Here is an 18,751-nt window from a genome sequence, read left to right on the forward strand (position 1 = left end):
CTGTCAGCTCGCAGCGGATCGCCCGTGTCCGGGGTTGCCACCCCGGGCCGGGCATGGGAGAGGATGGCAGGAATCGTTCGAAGGGAAAATCACGGTGAGCATCGACCCGGCCTCCATTCCGAATTTCGGTGGCCAGCCCCAGCCTGAACAGGCCGCAGGACCGGCGGGCCCCGTCGTCCCCGACCAGGACCTCGTCAAGCAGCTCCTGGAGCAGATGGAGCTCAAGTACGTCATCGACGACGAGGGCGACCTCGCGGCTCCGTGGGAGGAGTTCCGCACGTACTTCATGTTCCGCGGCGAGGGCGAGCAGCAGGTCTTCTCGGTGCGGACCTTCTACGACCGCCCGCACCCGGTCGAGAACCGCGCGCAGATCCTGGAGACGATCGACGACTGGAACCGCCGCACCCTGTGGCCGAAGGTCTACACGCACCTCCACGAGGACGAGCAGGGCGGCGCGACCGTGCGGCTCATCGGCGAGGCGCAGATGCTGATCGGCACCGGCGTCAGCCTGGAGCACTTCGTGCAGTCGACGGTGAGCTGGGTGCGCGCGTCGATCGAGTTCGACAAGTGGCTCGTGGAGCAGTTCGGCCTGGAGTCCGAGGGCGACGCCGAGCCCGGCGACGAGGCCTGAGCCCCGCCGGGACCTACAGCGCCATCGGGGCGAGCGTCAGCAGGTACGTCCCGTAGCCGAACGACACCCCGGCGAGGGCGGTGACCACCACGGCCGCCGCCCTCGGCCGGGCCCGGCGCAGCGCGCACGCCACCGGCACCAGCAGCGGGAACGCCGGGAGCAGGAAGCGCGGCTTGGACTCGAAGAACCCGGACCCCCCCACCGCGATCACCACCAGCACCGCCGTGTACACCAGCAGCGGCAGCGGTGGCCGCTCCAGCACCAGCAGCGCGCACAGCACGACCCCCACACCGGTGAGCAGCAGCGCCACCGTGAAACCGAGGTCCATCGGCCGGGTCAGCACCGTGCGGACGAACCCGAAGGTCCCCACCCCGAAGTCGAACCGCGACGTCCAGCCCGCCTGCACGGTGAAGTACCCGCCCAGCGGATCGCCCTTGCGCACCCCCACCCACAGCAGGTAGCCCACCCAGCCCACCGGCGCCACCGCCGCCCCGGCCCACAGCCGCCAGTCGGTGCGCCGCTCGCTGCGGAAGAGGCGGTAGCCCTCGTACGCCGCCGCCGCGCCGACCGCCGCCGCCACCGCGATCCCGTTCGGCCGCGCCGCCCCGGCCAGCGCCGCGAGGGCGCCCGCCCACAGCCAGCGGCGGGTGAGCACCGCGTACAGGGACCAGGCCGCGAACGCCGTCAGCAGCGGCTCCGTGTACGCCATGCACAGCACGATCGAGTGCGGCAGCAGGCCCCACAGCAGCACCAGCGTGGTGGCGACGCCCCGCCCGTACAGCCGCTCGCCGATCAGGAAGATCCCCCACGCGGCCGCGCCCGCCGCCGCCCAGGCGACCAGCAGCCCCGCCGTCCCGCCCGCCACCGGCACCAGGGTCGTCACCGCGCGTACGAGACCGGGGTACAGGGGGAAGAACGCCAGGTCCGACTGGACGGCGCCGTCCGGCCAGTACAGGGTCGTGCCGTAGCCGTACGCGGCGATCGCCAGGTACCAGTCGGAGTCCCAGGACAGGGCCAGCAGGGCGCGCGGCGAGCGGCCGGTGTGCCACGCCCACAGCGCCATCACCGTCATCCCGGTGAGCCGGGCCGCGGCGAACAGCCCCAGTGCCGGTGCCGCGCGGTGCAGGGCGGCGAGCCGGCGCGGCACCGGGCGGGCGCCGGAGGCTGTCACGTGGTCGAAGGTCTCGGCGGACAGGGTGCACCTCCGTGCGCGCGTGAACGGTCACCCCGACCTTGGGCGCCGCCCGCCCCGGGCGCGACCGCTGGGAGCCCGCCCGGGTGGTCCCCTCCGCCGGGCCCCCGCACGCGTGCGTGTCGCCGTGACAGGGGGCCCGCCGCGCGCTAAAGGGTCGCCAGTCGCTTCACCGCGTCCTGGAGGACCTCGGTCCGCTTGCAGAAGGCGAACCGCACGAAGGGCGCACCCTGTTCGCGGTGGTCGTAGAAGACCGCGTGGGGGATGGCGACGACACCGCAGCGGCCGGGCAGCGCGCGGCAGAACTCGATGCCGTCGCGCTCGCCCAGCGGGCGGATGTCGGTGGTGATGAAGTAGGTCCCCCGCGGCCGGAACACCCCGAAGCCCGCCGCCGCCAGCCCGTCCGCGAGCAGGTCGCGCTTGGCGCGCAGGTCGTCGCGCAGCCTGGTGAAGTACTCCCCCGGCAGGCGCAGCGCCTCGGCGACCGCGTACTGGAAGGGGCCCGCGGAGACGTACGTCAGGTACTGCTTCGCCGACCGCACGGCCGTGATCAGCTCGGGCGCGGCGGTGACCCAGCCGACCTTCCAGCCCGTGAACGAGAACGTCTTCCCGGCACTCGAAATGGTGACCGTGCGCTCGCGCATGCCGGGGAACGTGGCGATGGGGATGTGTTCGGCGTCGTCGAAGACGAGGTGCTCGTACACCTCGTCGGTGACGACGAGCAGGTCGCGCTCGACGGCGAGCGCGGCGATGGCGGCCAGCTCCTCGCGGGTGAGGACGGTCCCGGTGGGGTTGTGCGGGGTGTTGAGCAGGATGAGGCGGGTGCGGTCGGTGACGGCGGCCCGCAGCTCGTCCAGGTCGAGGACGAACCTGTCGCCGTGCGGGCGCAGGGTGACCGGGACACGGGTGCCGCCCGCCATGGCGACGCACGCGGCGTACGAGTCGTAGTACGGCTCCAGCGCGATGACCTCGTCGCCCGGCTCGACCAGCCCCAGCAGGGCCGCGGCGATCGCCTCCGTGGCGCCCGCCGTGACGAGGACCTCCGTGTCGGGGTCGTACGCCAGGCCGTACCGCTCGCGCTGGTGGCCGGCGACGGCGGTGCGCAGCTCGGGGACGCCGGGGCCGGGCGGGTACTGGTTGCCCCTGCCGTCCCGGATGGCGCGGACGGCGGCCTCGGCGATGGCCTCGGGGCCGTCGGTGTCGGGGAAGCCCTGGCCGAGGTTGACCGAGCCGGTGGAGACGGCGAGGGCGGACATCTCCGCGAAGATCGTCGTTCCGAACTCGGCGAGGCGGCGGTTGAGCGGCGGTCGTGTCATGGCGGCCATCCTGGGCCGAAGCTCTGGAGTTGCTCAAGTGTGCTTTGGCGCGTGATCACCGGGGGGATCTCCCTGCCAGATAGCCGGAACGCAAGAGAAGAGGCAGGTGAGGGCCATGGTGGACGCGGGGGTCTTCGAGGTGATGTTCATTCTGGTGGCCGTCGCCATCGTGGTGGGCGTCGTCCGGTCGGCGATCGGCGGCGGCCGCCGGAGGGGGCGCCGGAGCTGGTGGGCGGACGGCGGCGGCTCGTCCTCCTCCTCTTCGTCCTCGTCGTGTTCGAGCTGGTCGTCGTGTGGCGGCGGCTCCAGCTCCTCGTGCGGAGGCGGAGGCGGATCGTCCTGTAGCTGAACCTCTGGACTTGCTCAATTCGGATTAGCACGGGTGTGGGCGGGGGCATCCCCCTCTCACGTACGACACGGGGGATGGTGATTCGCATGGAGATGGGCCTGATCGCCGCCGGCATGATCGTCGTGGTGGGTTTCCTCATCGCGGTCGGTGTGGCGGGCGGTGGCAAGACCCGGCGCCGCTCGCACTACGGGGGCTCCTCCGGGGCTTCCGCCGGCGGCAGTTGGTGGGCCGGTGACGGGGGCGGATCGTCCTGCGGCGGGGGGTCGTCCTGCGGAGGCGGGTCCTCCGGGGGCGGCGGTGGATGTGGTGGCGGAGGTAGCTGACACGGGGCAGCCGGTCCGCGACCACGGGGAAGGCGCCCGGCAGTGAACTCCCGCCGGGCGCCTTGCCGTTGGCAATTTTTGTAGGGGTTCTCGGTTGATTCCTGTTGAACAGTTGAACCGGCTGGCCCCCCAGGGGATGGAAACCACGCCAAGTTGGGTAAAAACGCTGTGAGTTCGCCGCAGTTCATGATTCGCTCGCTGTCGAGAACATCCAGTCCTTGGACCTCGTGCGTGGATTTCGAGACGGAGATCCCCCAGTCCCCCTGAAACGTCTTCCGGGACGCCCCGGTCCACCGTCAAACCGTGTTTGCGGAGCCGACCCATGCTCACGACGCTCAAGACCTCCTACACCGATACCCGCGCCGCCGACCTGGCATGGGCGCTGGGCCGGGAGGCGCTGCCCGCCCTCGCCGTACTCGACCTCGAACTGTCCGGCGCCACGCTTCAGCTCAGACTCCTCGGTGCCTCCCACCAGGTCCTGCTGGAGGAGGAGCGGGGCCGCTGTTCGGAGACCGTCGCCTGCATGCCGGGCAGCAGCACGCCACTGCCGCTGGGAGTGGCGAAGCGGATCGGCGAGTGGGAGTACGAGTTCGCCGCGCGCGTCGAGACGTTGTCCAAGGGATCGTTCGCCGGCCGCGCGCAAGAGCTGCTGGCGCTCGTCGCCGACCATCCGAACGGCCTCGCCGGTACGTTCCCGGGCTCGCCGCACGCCTTCACCGCCATGCTCGCGCAACGGCACGAGGGTCAGGTGCGGTGGCGCACGTGGCACGCGTACCCGCAGGAGGGGCAGTTGGTGGTCACCCGGACCAGCGTGGGCGTTCGTATGCACGCCTCGCTCTAGTTGCACTCGTGTGGGTGACCAAGGGTCACCGGGGCCTGACGTAGCGTTATTCGCGTGATCGAAGCGCCGCACGTCTCCGTCGTCGTGCCGCCCGCACAGGGCGGCCCGGCAGCGTCGCAGCCCGCGCGGCAGCGGGCGGGGCGCCTTCTGGTGCTGGCCACGGTCTTCATCTGCGCGGCGTGCGGTTTGGTGTACGAGCTGGAACTGCTCGCGCTGGCCGCCTATTTGATCGGTGACTCCGTCAAGCAGGCGTCCGTCGTCCTGTCGGTGATGGTCTTCGCGATGGGCGTGGGCTCGCTCCTCGCGAAGCGGCTGCGCTGCCGGGCGGCCGTCGGCTTCGGCCTGCTGGAGGCCGTGCTCGCGCTGGTCGGCGGCTGCTCGGCCCTCGTCCTGTACGCCACGTTCGCGTGGATCGGCGAGTCGCGGTACGCGCTGGTGGGGTTCTCGCTGGCCATCGGGGTGCTCATCGGGGCGGAGATGCCGCTGCTGATGACGCTGATCCAGCGCATCTCGCGGCGGGCCGAGCAGGACGCGGGCGGGACGGTCGCGGACCTGTTCGCCGCCGACTACGTGGGGGCGCTCGTCGGCGGGCTGGCGTTCCCGTTCCTGCTGCTGCCGTGGCTGGGGCAGCTCACAAGTGCGCTGCTCACCGGGGCGGTCAACGCGGTGGCGGGCGGGGCGCTGGTGCTGTGGCTGTTCGGGCGGGATCTGACCACCGGGGCGCGGCGGCTCCTCCTGGTCTCCAATGTGGCGGTGCTGGGGGTGCTCGCGACGGCGACCGTGCTGGTCGACGACTTCGAGCGGGCGGCGCGGCGGGCGGTGTACGGCGAGCGGGTGCGCGTCGCCGTCCAGACGGACGTCCAGGAGGTGGTCCTGACGGGCGGCCGGGGCGAACCGCCGGATCTGTTCCTGGACGGGCGGCTGCGGGTCAGCGGGCGGGACGAGCACCGCTACCACCGGGCGCTGGTGCACCCCGCGATGCGCGGGCCGCACGCGCGCGTGCTGGTGCTGGGCGGCGGCGACGGGCTGGCGGCGCGGGAGGTGCTCCGGTACGGCGGCGTGGAGTCGGTGACGGTCGTCGAGCTGGACCCCGGCGTGGTGCGGCTGGCCCGGCACGATGAGGCCCTCGCCCGGCTGAACGGGTACGCGTACGGGGAGCCGAGGGTGCGGGTGGTGTACGGGGACGCGTTCGTCCGGCTCCGGGAGGCGGTGGCGGAGGGCGCGACGTACGACGTGGTGATCTCCGACCTGCCGGACCCGGGCATCACGGCCAGTACGAAGCTGTACTCGGCGGAGTTCTACGGCCTGGCCGCCCGGGTCCTCACCGATGACGGGCGGCTCGCGGTGCACGCCGGGCCGATGGCGTCCCGGCCGCACACGTACTGGACGGTGGACGCCACGCTGCGGTCGGCCGGCTTCACCACCCGTCCCTATCGCGCGACCGGGCGGCTCTCCGGCTTCGCCGCGGGGCCCGACCGGTCCACGGGCGGCGGGGCGGCGCCGCACGACTGGGGCTTCTTCCTCGCCGCGAGGGGGGAGGCGCCGCCGGACCCGGGTGCGGTGCAGGGGGTGCGCCGGGTGGCGGGGGCGCCGCTGAGGGGCCTGCCGCCGTCGACGTTGGTGCACCCGCGGTACGGCGAGTGACCCCTTTTGGCCTTGCGCACATGGCAGACGTGAGCGCCGGGCGTGGGTAGGCTCGGGCTCCATGGAGCATGAGGTGTTCGTTCCGGTTGACGTAGAGACCCTCCGGGCCGTGCTGGCGGACCCCGCCCGGGTCGCCCCGTGCGTACCGGGGCTCCAGCAGGACGCGGACGAGTCGGCCGGCCCGCTGTCGGGCCGCCTCAAGGTGCGCGCCGGCGGCCACTCGATCACCTACCGGGGCGCCCTGCGCATCGCCGCCCAGGAGGACGGCGGGTACGCCGTGGAGGGCGAGGGCACGGAGGTGCGCGGCCCCGGCTCGGCCAAGCTCGCCCTGACGGTACGGCTCTCCCCGGTGGACGGCGGTACGGCGCTGCGCTTCTCGGGCACGACCAGCGCGGAGGGCCGGCTGGCGGACCTGCCGGACGACGCGGCCCTCTCGGCGGCGCACCGCCTGCTGGACCGTTTCGCCGAATCGCTCGCGGCGACGGCGACGGCCGCGTCCGGTGTCTCGCGTGCGGACGCGACCGGCTCCGGTGACCAGGACGCCGGTGATCAGCAGGCGACGGATCGGCAGCCCGAGGATCAGCCCGCCTACGGCATGGACGCCGGCGACCTGGACGACGACGACCTGGACGTCGACGACGACGGGGTGGACCAGGGTGCCGAGAGCGCCGGGTCCGTCTTCGACGCGCCCGTGCCGCCGCCGTCGCTGGACCCGCTGGCCGACGCGGAGTTCGAGGTGCCCGACATCCCGGACGGCGCGCTGCCCGACCCGGGCGTCGAGGCCGCCCACGCACGGCGCACCATGATCGGGCGCAGCGCCGAGGAAGTCGACCACGCCCCGCCGCGCGGCCGGTACGCGCCCACGCCCGGTCCGGAGACCGCGTCGACGACCGCCACGCTGCGGTGGCTGGCCCCCGCCGCGGCGCTCGCCCTCGCCTCGGCGGTGGTGGTGGGGCGCGCACTGCGGCGCCGCAAGTAGTGTCGGTGACGTGACCAGTAGCGAACAGAGCGTCCGGCTCGCGGCCGGGGACGTCGAGTTGACGGTGCGTCCGGACAACGGATGCCGCATCGAGAGCCTGCGGATCGGCGGGACCGAACTGCTGCGGCAGGGCGACCGGTACGGCTGCTTCCCGATGGTGCCCTGGTGCGGGCGGATCGCGAACGGCCGGTTCCTCAGCGGGGCGACGTGGCACCAACTGCCGCTCAACTCCCCGCCGCACGCCATCCATGGCACCGGGCGCGACACCGTGTGGCGCACCGCCGTCGCCGACAAGGCCGAGGCGGTGTTCACCTACGACCTCGCCGAGCCCTGGCCCTACCCCGGCCGGGTCACCCAGAGCTTTCAGCTCACCGAGGACGCGCTCACCCTCCAGCTCGGCGTGGAGACGCACGGCGACTCCTTCCCGGCCCAGGCCGGCTGGCACCCGTGGTTCAACCGGAACCTCGGCGGTGAGGACGTCACGCTGGACTTCACGCCCGAGTGGCAGGAGGAGCGGGGCGACGACCACCTCCCCACCGGTCGCCGCATCGCGCCCACGCCCGGCCCCTGGGACGACTGCTTCGGGACGCCGGACGGGGTGAACGTCACCCTCACCTGGCCCGGGCAACTGGAGCTGAAGGTGACCAGCCCTGCCCCGTGGGTCGTCGTCTACGACGAGCAGGAGGCGGCGGTCTGCGTGGAGCCCCAGTCGGGCCCGCCGAACGGCCTCAACACCGCTCCGCACCTGGTGACGCCCATCGAGCCGCTGGAGATCGCCGCGACCTTCGCCTGGCGCCGGCTCTGACGGGGCGGCTTTAAGCTCGTGTCCATGACTGACGTACGAGCCGATCTGCTCCAGCAGATCAAGGACAAGGCCGTGGTGCACGGCAAGGTGACCCTCTCCTCGGGTCTGGAGGCCGACTACTACGTCGACCTGCGCCGGATCACCCTGGACGGCGCCGCCGCGCCGCTCGTCGGTCAGGTCATGCTCGATCTGACCGCCGACCTCGACTACGACGCGGTGGGCGGTCTCACCCTCGGTGCCGACCCGGTCGCCACGTCGATGCTGCACGCGGCCGCCGGGCGTGGCCGGCAGCTCGACGCCTTCGTCGTCCGCAAGGCCGCCAAGGCGCACGGTATGCAGCGCCGCGTCGAGGGCCCGGACATCAAGGGCCGCCGGGTCCTGGTGGTGGAGGACACCTCCACCACCGGCGGGTCGCCGCTGACCGCCGTCGAGGCGGTTCGCGAGGCCGGCGCGGAGGTCGTCGCGGTGGCCACGATCGTGGACCGCGCCACCGGTGCGGCCGAGAAGATCAGCCAGACGGCCGGGGTGCCCTACCTGTACGCGTACGCGCTGGACGAGCTGGGTCTCGCCTGAGCCGAACAGCGCTCATAGGGGGCTTGAGCTGCGGTTTTCTCAAGGGGTGGACGGTTTCACGTGAAACCGTCCACCCCTTGTGGCACGCGGGGTGGAGCCCACGGCGGAGTCTGGAAAGATAGGTGCGACGATGACGTCGCCCCCAGGTCAGGGATCAGCAACGCAACGCAACCGCAGATCACAAGGAGCGGACAGATGCCCATCGCAACCCCCGAGATCTACAACGAGATGCTCGACCGGGCGAAGGCAGGCAAGTTCGCCTACCCGGCCATCAACGTCACCTCGTCGCAGACTCTGCACGCCGCCCTGCGTGGTTTCGCGGAGGCAGAGAGCGACGGCATCATCCAGATCTCGACGGGTGGCGCGGAGTTCCTGGGCGGCCAGTACAGCAAGGACATGGTGACCGGCGCGGTCGCCCTGGCCGAGTTCGCGCACATCGTCGCCGCGAAGTACGACGTCACCATCGCCCTGCACACCGACCACTGCCCGAAGGACAAGCTGGACGGCTACGTCCGTCCGCTGCTCGACATCTCCGCCGAGCGGGTCGCCAAGGGTGAGAACCCGCTGTTCCAGTCCCACATGTGGGACGGCTCGGCCGAGACCCTCGCCGACAACCTGGCCATCGGCCAGGAGCTGCTCGCGAAGGCCGCCGCCGCCAAGATCATCCTTGAGGTCGAGATCACCCCGACCGGTGGCGAGGAGGACGGCGTCAGCCACGAGATCAACGACGAGCTGTACACCACCGTCGACGACGCCATCCGCACCGCCGAGGCGCTCGGTCTGGGCGAGAAGGGCCGCTACCTGCTGGCCGCCTCCTTCGGCAACGTCCACGGCGTCTACAAGCCGGGCAACGTCGTGCTCCGCCCCGAGCTGCTCAAGGACCTCCAGGAGGGCGTCGCCGAGCGCTTCGGCAAGGCGAACCCGTTCGACTTCGTCTTCCACGGCGGCTCCGGCTCCACGCAGGAGGAGATCGCCACGGCGCTGGAGAACGGCGTCGTGAAGATGAACCTCGACACCGACACCCAGTACGCCTTCACCCGTCCGGTCGCGGACCACATGTTCAAGAACTACGACGGTGTGCTGAAGGTCGACGGCGAGGTCGGCTCCAAGAAGACCTACGACCCGCGCACCTGGGGCAAGCTGGCCGAGGCCAGCATGGCCAAGCGCGTGACCGAGGCGTGCGCCGCGCTGCGCTCGACCGGCACGAAGCTGAAGTAACACCCTGATCGTCCGACACGGGCCCGGCATCGCCTCCGCGGTGCCGGGCCTGTGACACTGGTGGCATGGCCATCCACGAAAACCTGCTGGGGGGACCGCCCCCCACTCACCTGCCCGACGATCCCGAGCCGCGCGAGCTGCTCGCGAGCGGCTCCGCACCCGCCGACGTCGCCGCGAAGTACCCCGCCTCCTCCCTGGCCTGGGCCCAGCTCGCCGACGACGCGTTCGAGGCCGGCCGGGTCGTCGAGTCGTACGCGTACGCCAGGACCGGCTACCACCGGGGCCTGGACGCCCTGCGCCGCAGCGGCTGGAAGGGCCACGGCCCGGTGCCGTGGGAGCACGAGCCCAACCGCGGCTTCCTCCGCGCCCTGAACGCCCTGGCGCGCGCCGCGCAGGCGATCGGCGAGCAGGAGGAGTACGAGCGGTGCTCGACCTTCCTCCGCGACTCCTCGCCCCTGGCCGCCGACACCCTCGGCTGACCCGGGTTCCCCACGCTGAGGCCCGCCCATCCGGACTGGTTCCTTCCAGTCGGGGTGAGGCGGGTCGCACCGTTATCGATGCGTGACCGTTACGATCGCGCACACCGTCGAACGGAGATCAGTCGTGGGGAAGCGTGCTGCCGCACCGCGAGGACGTCGTCGCCGTCGGAGCACGCGAGCCGGTGGCGGTGGACGTGGTCCGGTGGGCCGGATAGTCCTGCTGTCCCTGGCCCTCATCGGCGTCTGCCTGAGCGGTGGTGCCGCCCTCGCCCACTGGCGGGGCAACGGCGACGGCGCCCCGTCCGCCGCCGGCCCCAGCACCGCCCGCCCGCTCCCACCGCCGCACGAGCCGCCCGCCGCCGGCCGTGACGCCTCCGCCTCCCCGCGCGCCGGCCGCGACGCCCCGCCCCGGCGTGACGAGCCCGGCCCTCCCGCGACCGTCCCGTCCTCCGGGCCCGGCACCTTCACCACCGCCCGGTCCACCGGCGCCAGGACCGGCTCGGGGACCCCGCGCCGCTACCGCGTCCAGGTGGAGGACGGTATCGACCTCTCGGCGGCACGGGCGGCGGAGGAGATCGAGCGGATCCTCGCCCACCCGCAGAGCTGGGCCGCCCACGGCCGGGGCTCGTTCCAGCTCGTCGCCGAGGACGCCGACTTCGTCATCCGTATCGCCACGCCCGCCACCGCCGACGCGCTGTGCCGGGCCCAGGGGCTGGACACCCGCGGTGAGTTGAACTGCGAGACGACCGACGGGGTCGTCGTGAACCTCAAGCGCTGGATGCTGGGCTCGCCGACCTTCACGGGACCGCCCGCCGAGTACCGCCACCTGATCATCAACCATGAGGTCGGGCACGAGATCGGCATCCGTGAGCACATGGGCTGCGGCGGCCCGGGCAGGCCCGCACCGGTGATGATGCAGCAGATCAAGGGCCTGGACGGCTGCACGTCCAATGCCTGGCCGTACGACGCCTCCGGCCGGTACATCGAGGGCCCGCCCGTGTCATGATGCGACTGGGACCACGCGCACAGACCCGTGGTTCCGAGGGGACCGGGGCCCCCGGTCGGCTCTCGCGAGTGAGCCGAAGGAGCGCGACGGTGCCGAAAGGGAGAACGCGCGGAGGCCGTGAGGAACGAACGGCCGAGCACGATCGACCGTCGGCACCGGCTTCAGCGCTCCGGAGGCGAACCGAGCGCTGAAAAAAGGGGCAGACCGCTACCCGGTAGCACGCATTGATGGAGACAGCGATGTCTACTTCCCCCGATGCCTCCGTGCCAGGTTCGGACACCCCGAACCTGGAGTACACAGGCACGACGCCGTACGAGGACTATGTCCAGGCGGACGTCCTCACCCACCTCCAGCACCCGCTCTCGGACGATCCGGGAGAAATGGTCTTCCTGGTGACGACCCAGGTCATGGAGTTGTGGTTCACCGTGATCGTCCACGAGTGGGAGACCGCGAGCCGCGCGCTGCGCGAGGACAGGATCCCGGTGGCGATGGACGCGCTGGAGCGTTCCGTGCGCGAGCTGGAGGCGCTGAACGCCTCCTGGAAGCCGCTGGCCCGGCTCACGCCCGCCCAGTTCAACTCCTACCGGGGCGCTCTGGGCGAGGGCTCCGGGTTCCAGTCGGCGATGTACCGGCGGCTGGAGTTCCTGCTGGGCGAGAAGTCCGCGTCCATGCTGGTGCCGCACCGGGGCGCGCCGCGCGTCCACGCGGAGCTGGAGAAGGCGCTGTACGAGCCGAGCCTGTACGACGAGGTGCTGCGGCTCCTCGCGCGGCGTGGGCACCCGGTGCCGGACAGCGTTCTGCGCCGTGACCTGTCGCAGAAGTACGAGCCCTCGCAGGTGGTCGAGGACATCTGGGCGCGTATCTACGCCAATCCGGACGAACACGATGAACTGGTGCGGCTCGGCGAGGCGTTGACGGACGTCGGCGAGCTGGTGTGGCGCTGGCGCAACGACCACCTGGTGGCGACGCGGCGCGCGATGGGTTCCAAGACGGGCACCGCCGGCTCGGCCGGGGTGGCCTGGCTGGAGAAGCGGGCCCGCAAGAACGTTTTTCCCGAGGTGTGGACGGCGCGCAGCCATGTCTGACCTCATAGCGAAGGCGGCGTCCCTGGACGCCCGGGACCAACTCGCCAAGCACCGCGACCTGTTCGCGCTCGACGACGGTGTCGTCTACCTCGACGGCAACTCGCTCGGCGCGCTGCCCCGCCACGTGCCCGGCCGCATGGCCGACGTCATCACCCGCGAGTGGGGCGAGCTGCGCATCCGCTCCTGGGACGAGAGCGGCTGGTGGACCGCGCCGGAGCGGATCGGCGACCGGATCGCGCCGCTCGTCGGTGCGGCGCCCGGCCAGGTGGTGGTCGGCGACTCGACGAGCGTCAACGTCTTCAAGGCGCTGGTCGGAGCCGTACGGCTGGCCGACGAGGACCGTGACGAGATCGTCGTGGACGCCACCACGTTCCCCACGGACGGGTACATCGCCGAGTCGGCCGCGCGGCTGACCGGCAAGCGGCTGGTGGCCGCCGCCCCCGGGGACGTGGCCGGCACGGTCGGGCCCCGCACGGCCGCCGTGCTCGTCAACCACGTCGACTACCGCACGGGCCGGCTGCACGACCTGCCGGGCATCACGGCCGCCGTCCACGAGGCGGGCGCCCTGGCCGTGTGGGACCTGTGCCACAGCGGGGGTGCCCTGCCCGTCGGCCTGGACGCGCACGGCGTGGACCTCGCCGTCGGCTGCACGTACAAGTACCTCAACGGCGGCCCCGGCGCGCCCGCCTACCTGTACGTCGCCGAGCGCCACCAGCCGCGCTTCGACTCCCCGCTGCCCGGCTGGAACTCGCACGCGGACCCGTTCGCGATGACCCCCGGGTACGCGGCGGCCGAGGGCGCGGTGCGCGGGCGCGTCGGCACGCCCGACATCCTGTCCATGCTGGCGCTGGAGGCGGCGCTGGACGTGTGGGACGGGGTGCCGATCGACGTGGTGCGGGCCAAGAGCCTGGCCCTGACGGACTTCTTCCTGGAGTGCGTACGGGCGTACGTCCAAGGCGGCCGGGTCACGTCCGTCACGCCCGAGGCGCACCACGAGCGCGGCAGCCAGGTGGCCCTGAGCTGCCCGGACGCGCCCGCCGTGATGAAGGAGCTCATCGCCCGGGGCGTCGTCGGCGACCTGCGCCGCCCCGACGTACTGCGGTTCGGCTTCACTCCGCTGTACGTCTCCTTCGCGGACGCCGAGCGCGCGGCTCGCGTCCTCGCGGAAGTGGCGGAGGAATTGGGCTGACGTTCGACCTGATCTGCGGGGGCGTCAGTCCTGGTACCGTCCCCGCAGGTCAGGCCAATTCGGCCCCGTCACCGAAAGGTTGAGCAGCATGCCCGACCCCGCCGCGCGCGATGCCGCCGAGGAAGCGTCGGCCCTGTCGCATCCGGCCGTCGACCCGGATTCCACCGCCTCGTACGGTGAACACCCGGACCAGATCGTGGACTTCTACGCCCCCCGTGGGGGCGACCGCGCGCCGCTCGTCGTCGTGCTGCACGGCGGGGCGTGGCGGGCGCCGTACGACCGGCGGCACATCACCCCGTTCGTGGACTACCTGGCGCGCCGGGGTTTCGCCGTCGCCAACGTCGAGTACCGGCGCGGCAGGGACATCCCCGCGCAGGGCGGCAGCGGCCCGGTCGCGGGGCGCTGGCCGGAGACGTTCGACGACGTCGCCGCCGCCCTGGACGCCCTGCCCGGCCTGGTGCGCACGCACCTGCCGCAGGCCGACCCGCGCCGCACGGTCGTCACGGGCCACTCGGCGGGCGGGCACCTGGCGCTGTGGGCGGCCGCCCGGCACGTCCTCCCGGCGGGTCCGGCCGGCGCGCGGTGGCGGCTGGACGCCCCGCCCGCGCTGCGCGGGGTGGTCGCCCTGGCGCCGATCGCGCACTTCGAACGGGCCGTGGAGCTGGACGTGTGCGGGGGAGCGGTGCCCCAACTGCTCGGCGGAGACGCCGAGTTCGAGTCACGGGCGGGGTACGCCGACCCGGCCGCGCTGCTGCCGACCGGGATCGCCACGGCGGTCGTCCAGGGCCGCGAGGACACCGTCGTACCGCAGGCGGTGGCCGAGGCGTACGTGGACGCGGCGGCGAAGGCGGGCGAGATGGTCGGGCTGACGCTGCTGGACGAGGTCGGGCACTTCCCGCTGATCGACCCGGCGGCGGACGCGTGCGCGGTGGTCGCGGAGGAGATCGCCCAACTCGCCTGGTGATCGCGACCGATCGCCCGGCAATCGCGGACAGAACCTGTCCGCAAGGGTTCATAGCGTGGGGGCATGACGAAGCGAACGAACCGCATGAACCTCGTGACCGGAGCCACCGGAACCGTCGGCCGCCAGGTCGTCGCCGAACTGCTGCGCCTCGGCGAGCCCGTCCGTGCCCTGACCCGCGACCCCGCCAAGGCGGACTTCCCCGAGGGCGTCGAGGTCGTACGCGGCGACCTCACCGAGCCCGACACCCTCACCGCCGCCCTCGACGGGGTCACCGGCCTGCACCTGATCACGTTCGGCGGGGCGTACTTCGCCCCGCTGGAGACCGGCCCGCGCATCCTGGAGCTGGCCCGCGAGGCGGGCGTCCGGCGGATCACCGTGCTGCACGGCGGTGGGCCCAGCCTGCTGGAGGACGCCGTGCGGGCGAGCTCGGGCTTCGACTGGACGGTGCTGATGCCCGTCGAGTTCATGGGCAACGCCCTGGAGTGGGCGGACGGCATCCGTACGGCCGACGAGGTGCGCGAGCCGTTCGTGGGGCGGCTCAGCGCCATGGTCCACGAAGGCGACATCGGCGCGGTCGCGGCCGTCGCGCTGACCCGGGACGGGCACGGAGGCCGCGAGTACGTGATCACCGGGCCGGAAGCGCTCACGGTCCAGGACAAGGTCGACGCGATCGCCGACGCCCGGGGGCGGAAGATCCAGCTCGTGGAGATGTCCCCCGAGGAGGCCGTCGAGCAGTGGCGGGCGGCGGGCCATCCGCGGGAGGTGATCGACTTCCTGCTGGAGGCGTACGGGAACACCCCGCCGGTGGGCCGTACCGTCGTCGACACCGTGGAGCGGGTCACAGGGCGCCCGGCCCGGACGTTCGGCGAGTGGGCGCGGGATCACGCCGGGGTGTTCCGCGCCTGACCAGTGGCGTGATCAGCGCCGTAGTACTCCAGGGGGACGCGGAAGGATCCACATCCAAGGTGACGACCGCGTCCCCGCCCTTGCTTACCGTTGCTGACGTGACCGACACCAAGACCCGCAGCCCGGAGTACCGGATGGCGCACGGCATGTTCATGGGCATGCGCGGTGAGCTGCTCGACGACGCCCTCGCCTACCGGATGCTCCCGCCCATGAGGACCGACGGCCCGGTGACCAGGCGGCTGCCCAGGTTCATACGCAGGTACATGGGCTGGTTCCCGCACGCCCTGGTGGCCGGCGCCGCCCTGCTGGTGCTGTCCGTGGGGTACCAGGACGGGCAGCCGCTGATCGGGCTCGTCCCGGCGGCGGCGGTGCTGCTCACCCTGGTCCGGCCGGTCGCCGCCTTCTGGCTGTCGCTGGTGAGCGCCCCGTTCGTGAGCGTCCTGTCCGACTTCTGGGACGGCTGGCCGTGGCCCCCGACCAGCTTCGGCGCCCACCTCGTGGTGCTGACCGTGGTGGCCGCCCGGACCAGGCCGCGCACCGCCGCGTGGATGTGGGCGCTCACCGGCGTCTTCGGCTTCTTCTGCGAGGCCGTCCTCAGCCGGGGCGGTGCCCACACCGCGCCGCTGCTGGTCGTCTCCGCGCTCGCCCTGCTCTTCGTCACCGTCCTGCACACCCGCCGCGAGGCGCGCGAGGAGGTCACCGCCCAGCAGACGGTCACCGCCCAGGAGCGGTCCAGGCGCACCCTCCTGGAGGAGCGCACCACCATCGCGCGCGAGCTGCACGACGTGGTCGCCCACCACATGTCGGTCGTCGCCATCCAGGCGGAAGCCGCCCCCTACCGGGTGGAGAACCCGCCGCCCGAGCTGGAGCAGGCGTTCGCCACGATCCGCGAGAACGCGGTCGCCGCGCTGACCGAGCTGCGCCGCATCCTCGGCGTCGTACGGGCCGAGGACTACGAGGCGCCCGACGCGCCGCAGCCGACGCTCGCCGACCTCGACGCGCTGATCGCCAACGTCCGCGACGCGGGCCTGACCGTGGACGCCACCGTCACCGGCGCGGCGCGCGAGCTGCCGCAGGGCGTGGAGCTGTCCGCGTACCGGATCGTGCAGGAGGCGCTCAGCAACGTGCTGCGGCACGCGCCCGGCGCGTCCGCCAAGGTGGAGGTGTCGTACGTGCTCGGCGGGCTGGGGCTGAGGGTGGTCAACGGCCCGGCGCGCGGACTGGTGAAGCCCTCGCCGGGCGCCGGGCACGGGATCACGGGCATGCGGGAGCGGGTCGCGATGCTGGACGGCGAGATGACGGCCGAGGCGACGAAGGACGGCGGTTACGAGGTCGCGGTGTTCCTGCCGGTGGCGAGGGAGGAGGCGGCATGACCATCCGCGTACTGATCGTCGACGACCAGATCATGGTCCGGGAGGGCTTCTCCGTCCTGCTGAACGCCATGCCCGACATCGAGGTCGTCGGCGAGGCCGTCAACGGCCGGGAGGCGGTCCGGCAGGTGGAGGCGCTCCGCCCGGACGTCGTGCTGATGGACATCCGCATGCCGGAGATGAACGGCATCGACGCCACCCGCGAGATCGTCGCGGCGGACGGCGACGCGAAGGTGCTGGTGCTGACGACGTTCGACCTGGACGAGTACGTGTACCAGGCGCTGCGCGCCGGGGCGTCGGGCTTCCTGCTGAAGGACGCCTCGGCGCGGCAGCTCGCGGAGGGGGTGCGGGTGGTGGCGTCCGGCGAGGCGCTGCTGGCGCCCACGGTCACCAAGCGGCTGATCACCGAGTTCGCCAAGACCGCCGAAACGGCGCGCCCGCCGGCCCTGGCGCGGGTGGGCGACCTGACGGAGCGGGAGACGGAGGTCCTGGTGCTGATCGCCCAGGGCCTGTCGAACGGCGAGATCGCCTCCCACCTGGTGGTCGCCGAATCCACCATCAAGACCCATGTGAGTCGCATCCTGGTGAAGCTCGGCCTGCGCGACCGTACGCAGGCGGCGGTGTTCGCGTACGAGGCGAGGCTGGTGACTCCGGGCTGAGCCCCGCCTAAGGTCGGCCCATGGACTTCGACCCGTGGTCGCCCGCGTTCGTCGCCGACCCCTACCCCGTGTACGCCGAACTGCGCGCCCGTGGCCGGGTGCACTGGTTCGAGCCGACGCGCCAGTGGCTGGTGCCGCGCCACGCCGATGTGTCCGCGCTGCTGCGGGACCGGCGGCTGGGGCGGACCTACCGCCACCGCTTCACGGACGAGGACTTCGGCCGTACGCCGCCGCCGGCCGCGCACGAGCCGTTCCACGTCCTGAACGACCACGGAATGCTGGACCTGGAGCCGCCGGACCACACCCGCATCCGGCGCCTGGTGTCGAAGGCGTTCACCCCGCGCACGGTCGAGCGGTTGCGGCCCTACGTCCACCGGCTGGCGGGCGAGCTGGCCGACTCCCTGGTCGCCGAGGGCGGCGGCGACCTGCTGACGGCCGTCGCCGAGCCCCTGCCCGTCGCCGTCATCGCGGAGATGCTCGGCATCCCGGAGTCCGACCGGGCGCCGCTGCGGCCCTGGTCGGCGGACATCTGCGGGATGTACGAGCTGAACCCGGACGAGGAGACGGCCGCCCGCGCGGTCCGGGCGTCGGTCGAGTTCTCCGCCTACCTCCGGGAGCTGATCGCCCAGCGGCGCACGTCGCCGGGTGAGGACCTGATCAGCGCGCTGATCGCGGCACACGACGAGGGCGACCGGCTCACCGAGCAGGAGATGATCTCCACCTGCGTCCTTCTGCTGAACGCCGGCCACGAGGCGACGGTCAACGCCACGGTGGGCGGCTGGTGGACCCTCTTCCGGCACCCGGAGCAGCTCGCCGCGCTGCGCGCCGGGCGGGTCGAGGTGTCCACGGCCGTGGAGGAACTACTCCGCTACGACACCCCGCTCCAGCTCTTCGAGCGCTGGGTGCTGGACGACATCGAGATCGACGGCAGCACCATTCCGCGCGGCTCGGAGATCGCCCTGCTCTTCGGCTCGGCCAACCGCGACGCGGCCGCCTTCGACCGCCCCGACACGCTGGACCTGTCCCGCCGGGACAACCCCCACATCTCCTTCAGCGCGGGCATCCACTACTGCATCGGCGCCCCCCTGGCCCGCATCGAGCTGGCCGCGTCGATGAGCGCGCTGCTGGAGCGCGCGCCGGCGCTCCGGCTCGCGAAGGAGCCGGAGCGGGGGCCGAACTTCGTGATCCGGGGCCTGGAGGGGCTGCTGGTGGAGGTCTGAGG

At 72.5% G+C, this 18,751-nt stretch carries 19 protein-coding genes; 17 read left to right on the forward strand and 2 right to left on the reverse strand.

Annotated elements, in window-relative coordinates; translation table 11 throughout:
- Positions 1–94 precede the first annotated feature (94 nt).
- On the forward strand, positions 95–631 hold the full coding sequence (locus tag ACZ46W_RS17760; RefSeq protein WP_468338301.1) for a type III secretion system chaperone family protein: 537 nt from the start codon (positions 95–97) through the stop codon (positions 629–631).
- A 13-nt stretch (positions 632–644) separates the two neighbouring features.
- On the opposite strand, the gene ACZ46W_RS17765 is transcribed toward ACZ46W_RS17760, so the two are convergent.
- Both ACZ46W_RS17765 and ACZ46W_RS17770 read right to left on the reverse strand, forming a co-directional pair.
- On the reverse strand, positions 645–1,778 hold the full coding sequence (locus ACZ46W_RS17765; protein WP_468338797.1) for a hypothetical protein: 1,134 nt from the start codon (positions 1,776–1,778) through the stop codon (positions 645–647).
- 194 nt (positions 1,779–1,972) lie between these two features.
- On the reverse strand, positions 1,973–3,148 hold the full coding sequence (locus ACZ46W_RS17770; RefSeq protein WP_468338304.1) for a pyridoxal phosphate-dependent aminotransferase: 1,176 nt from the start codon (positions 3,146–3,148) through the stop codon (positions 1,973–1,975).
- A 414-nt stretch (positions 3,149–3,562) separates the two neighbouring features.
- On the opposite strand from ACZ46W_RS17770, the gene ACZ46W_RS17775 reads away from it, so the two are divergent.
- The 16 genes from ACZ46W_RS17775 (at position 3,563) to ACZ46W_RS17850 (ending at position 18,749) form a co-directional block, all read left to right on the forward strand.
- A complete protein-coding gene (locus ACZ46W_RS17775; protein WP_468338307.1) occupies positions 3,563–3,811 on the forward strand; it encodes a hypothetical protein in 249 nt (82 codons plus the stop codon).
- 322 nt (positions 3,812–4,133) lie between these two features.
- A complete protein-coding gene (locus ACZ46W_RS17780; RefSeq protein ID WP_366128304.1) occupies positions 4,134–4,652 on the forward strand; it encodes a DUF2617 family protein in 519 nt (172 codons plus the stop codon).
- Between the two features lie 54 nt (positions 4,653–4,706).
- Positions 4,707–6,296, forward strand: coding sequence for a polyamine aminopropyltransferase (locus tag ACZ46W_RS17785; RefSeq protein WP_468338310.1), 1,590 nt, complete (start codon positions 4,707–4,709; stop codon positions 6,294–6,296).
- Between the two features lie 61 nt (positions 6,297–6,357).
- Complete coding sequence (locus ACZ46W_RS17790) at positions 6,358–7,275, forward strand: SRPBCC domain-containing protein (RefSeq protein ID WP_468338313.1); 918 nt, start codon at positions 6,358–6,360, stop codon at positions 7,273–7,275.
- A gap of 10 nt (positions 7,276–7,285) precedes the next feature.
- The gene (locus ACZ46W_RS17795; protein WP_468338316.1) at positions 7,286–8,080 is read left to right on the forward strand and encodes an aldose epimerase family protein; all 795 of its coding nucleotides are present in this window, start codon (positions 7,286–7,288) and stop codon (positions 8,078–8,080) included.
- Positions 8,081–8,104: 24 nt separating this feature from the next.
- The gene (gene pyrE / locus ACZ46W_RS17800) at positions 8,105–8,653 is read left to right on the forward strand and encodes an orotate phosphoribosyltransferase (protein WP_468338319.1); all 549 of its coding nucleotides are present in this window, start codon (positions 8,105–8,107) and stop codon (positions 8,651–8,653) included.
- A 177-nt stretch (positions 8,654–8,830) separates the two neighbouring features.
- Positions 8,831–9,871 (forward strand): class II fructose-bisphosphate aldolase, encoded by a 1,041-nt coding sequence (fbaA, locus tag ACZ46W_RS17805; protein ID WP_468338799.1) that lies wholly within the window; start codon positions 8,831–8,833, stop codon positions 9,869–9,871.
- A gap of 65 nt (positions 9,872–9,936) precedes the next feature.
- Positions 9,937–10,350 (forward strand): DUF3151 domain-containing protein, encoded by a 414-nt coding sequence (locus ACZ46W_RS17810; RefSeq protein ID WP_468338322.1) that lies wholly within the window; start codon positions 9,937–9,939, stop codon positions 10,348–10,350.
- A gap of 202 nt (positions 10,351–10,552) precedes the next feature.
- Positions 10,553–11,356, forward strand: a complete 804-nt coding sequence (locus tag ACZ46W_RS17815) for a DUF3152 domain-containing protein (protein WP_468338325.1) — start codon at positions 10,553–10,555, stop codon at positions 11,354–11,356.
- A 239-nt stretch (positions 11,357–11,595) separates the two neighbouring features.
- On the forward strand, positions 11,596–12,441 hold the full coding sequence (locus tag ACZ46W_RS17820; RefSeq protein ID WP_468338328.1) for a tryptophan 2,3-dioxygenase family protein: 846 nt from the start codon (positions 11,596–11,598) through the stop codon (positions 12,439–12,441).
- Entirely contained in the window at positions 12,434–13,630 is a 1,197-nt protein-coding gene (gene kynU, locus ACZ46W_RS17825) for a kynureninase (protein ID WP_468338331.1), read from the forward strand. The genes ACZ46W_RS17820 and kynU overlap by 8 nt, the downstream gene beginning before the upstream one ends.
- Before the next feature lie 88 nt (positions 13,631–13,718).
- Positions 13,719–14,594 carry an alpha/beta hydrolase family protein gene (locus tag ACZ46W_RS17830; RefSeq protein WP_468338334.1) on the forward strand — a complete coding sequence of 292 codons (876 nt, stop codon included), beginning with the start codon at positions 13,719–13,721 and terminating at the stop codon, positions 14,592–14,594.
- 63 nt (positions 14,595–14,657) lie between these two features.
- Positions 14,658–15,500 (forward strand): NAD(P)H-binding protein, encoded by an 843-nt coding sequence (locus ACZ46W_RS17835; RefSeq protein WP_468338337.1) that lies wholly within the window; start codon positions 14,658–14,660, stop codon positions 15,498–15,500.
- Positions 15,501–15,511: 11 nt separating this feature from the next.
- Positions 15,512–16,873 (forward strand): sensor histidine kinase, encoded by a 1,362-nt coding sequence (locus ACZ46W_RS17840; RefSeq protein WP_468338801.1) that lies wholly within the window; start codon positions 15,512–15,514, stop codon positions 16,871–16,873.
- Entirely contained in the window at positions 16,870–17,529 is a 660-nt protein-coding gene (locus ACZ46W_RS17845; RefSeq protein ID WP_366128315.1) for a response regulator transcription factor, read from the forward strand. Before ACZ46W_RS17840 ends, ACZ46W_RS17845 begins: the two co-directional genes overlap by 4 nt.
- Before the next feature lie 20 nt (positions 17,530–17,549).
- Positions 17,550–18,749, forward strand: coding sequence for a cytochrome P450 (locus ACZ46W_RS17850; RefSeq protein WP_468338340.1), 1,200 nt, complete (start codon positions 17,550–17,552; stop codon positions 18,747–18,749).
- Positions 18,750–18,751: the final 2 nt, after the last annotated feature.

This window comes from Streptomyces sp. NPDC031064 (genome assembly GCF_055570965.1).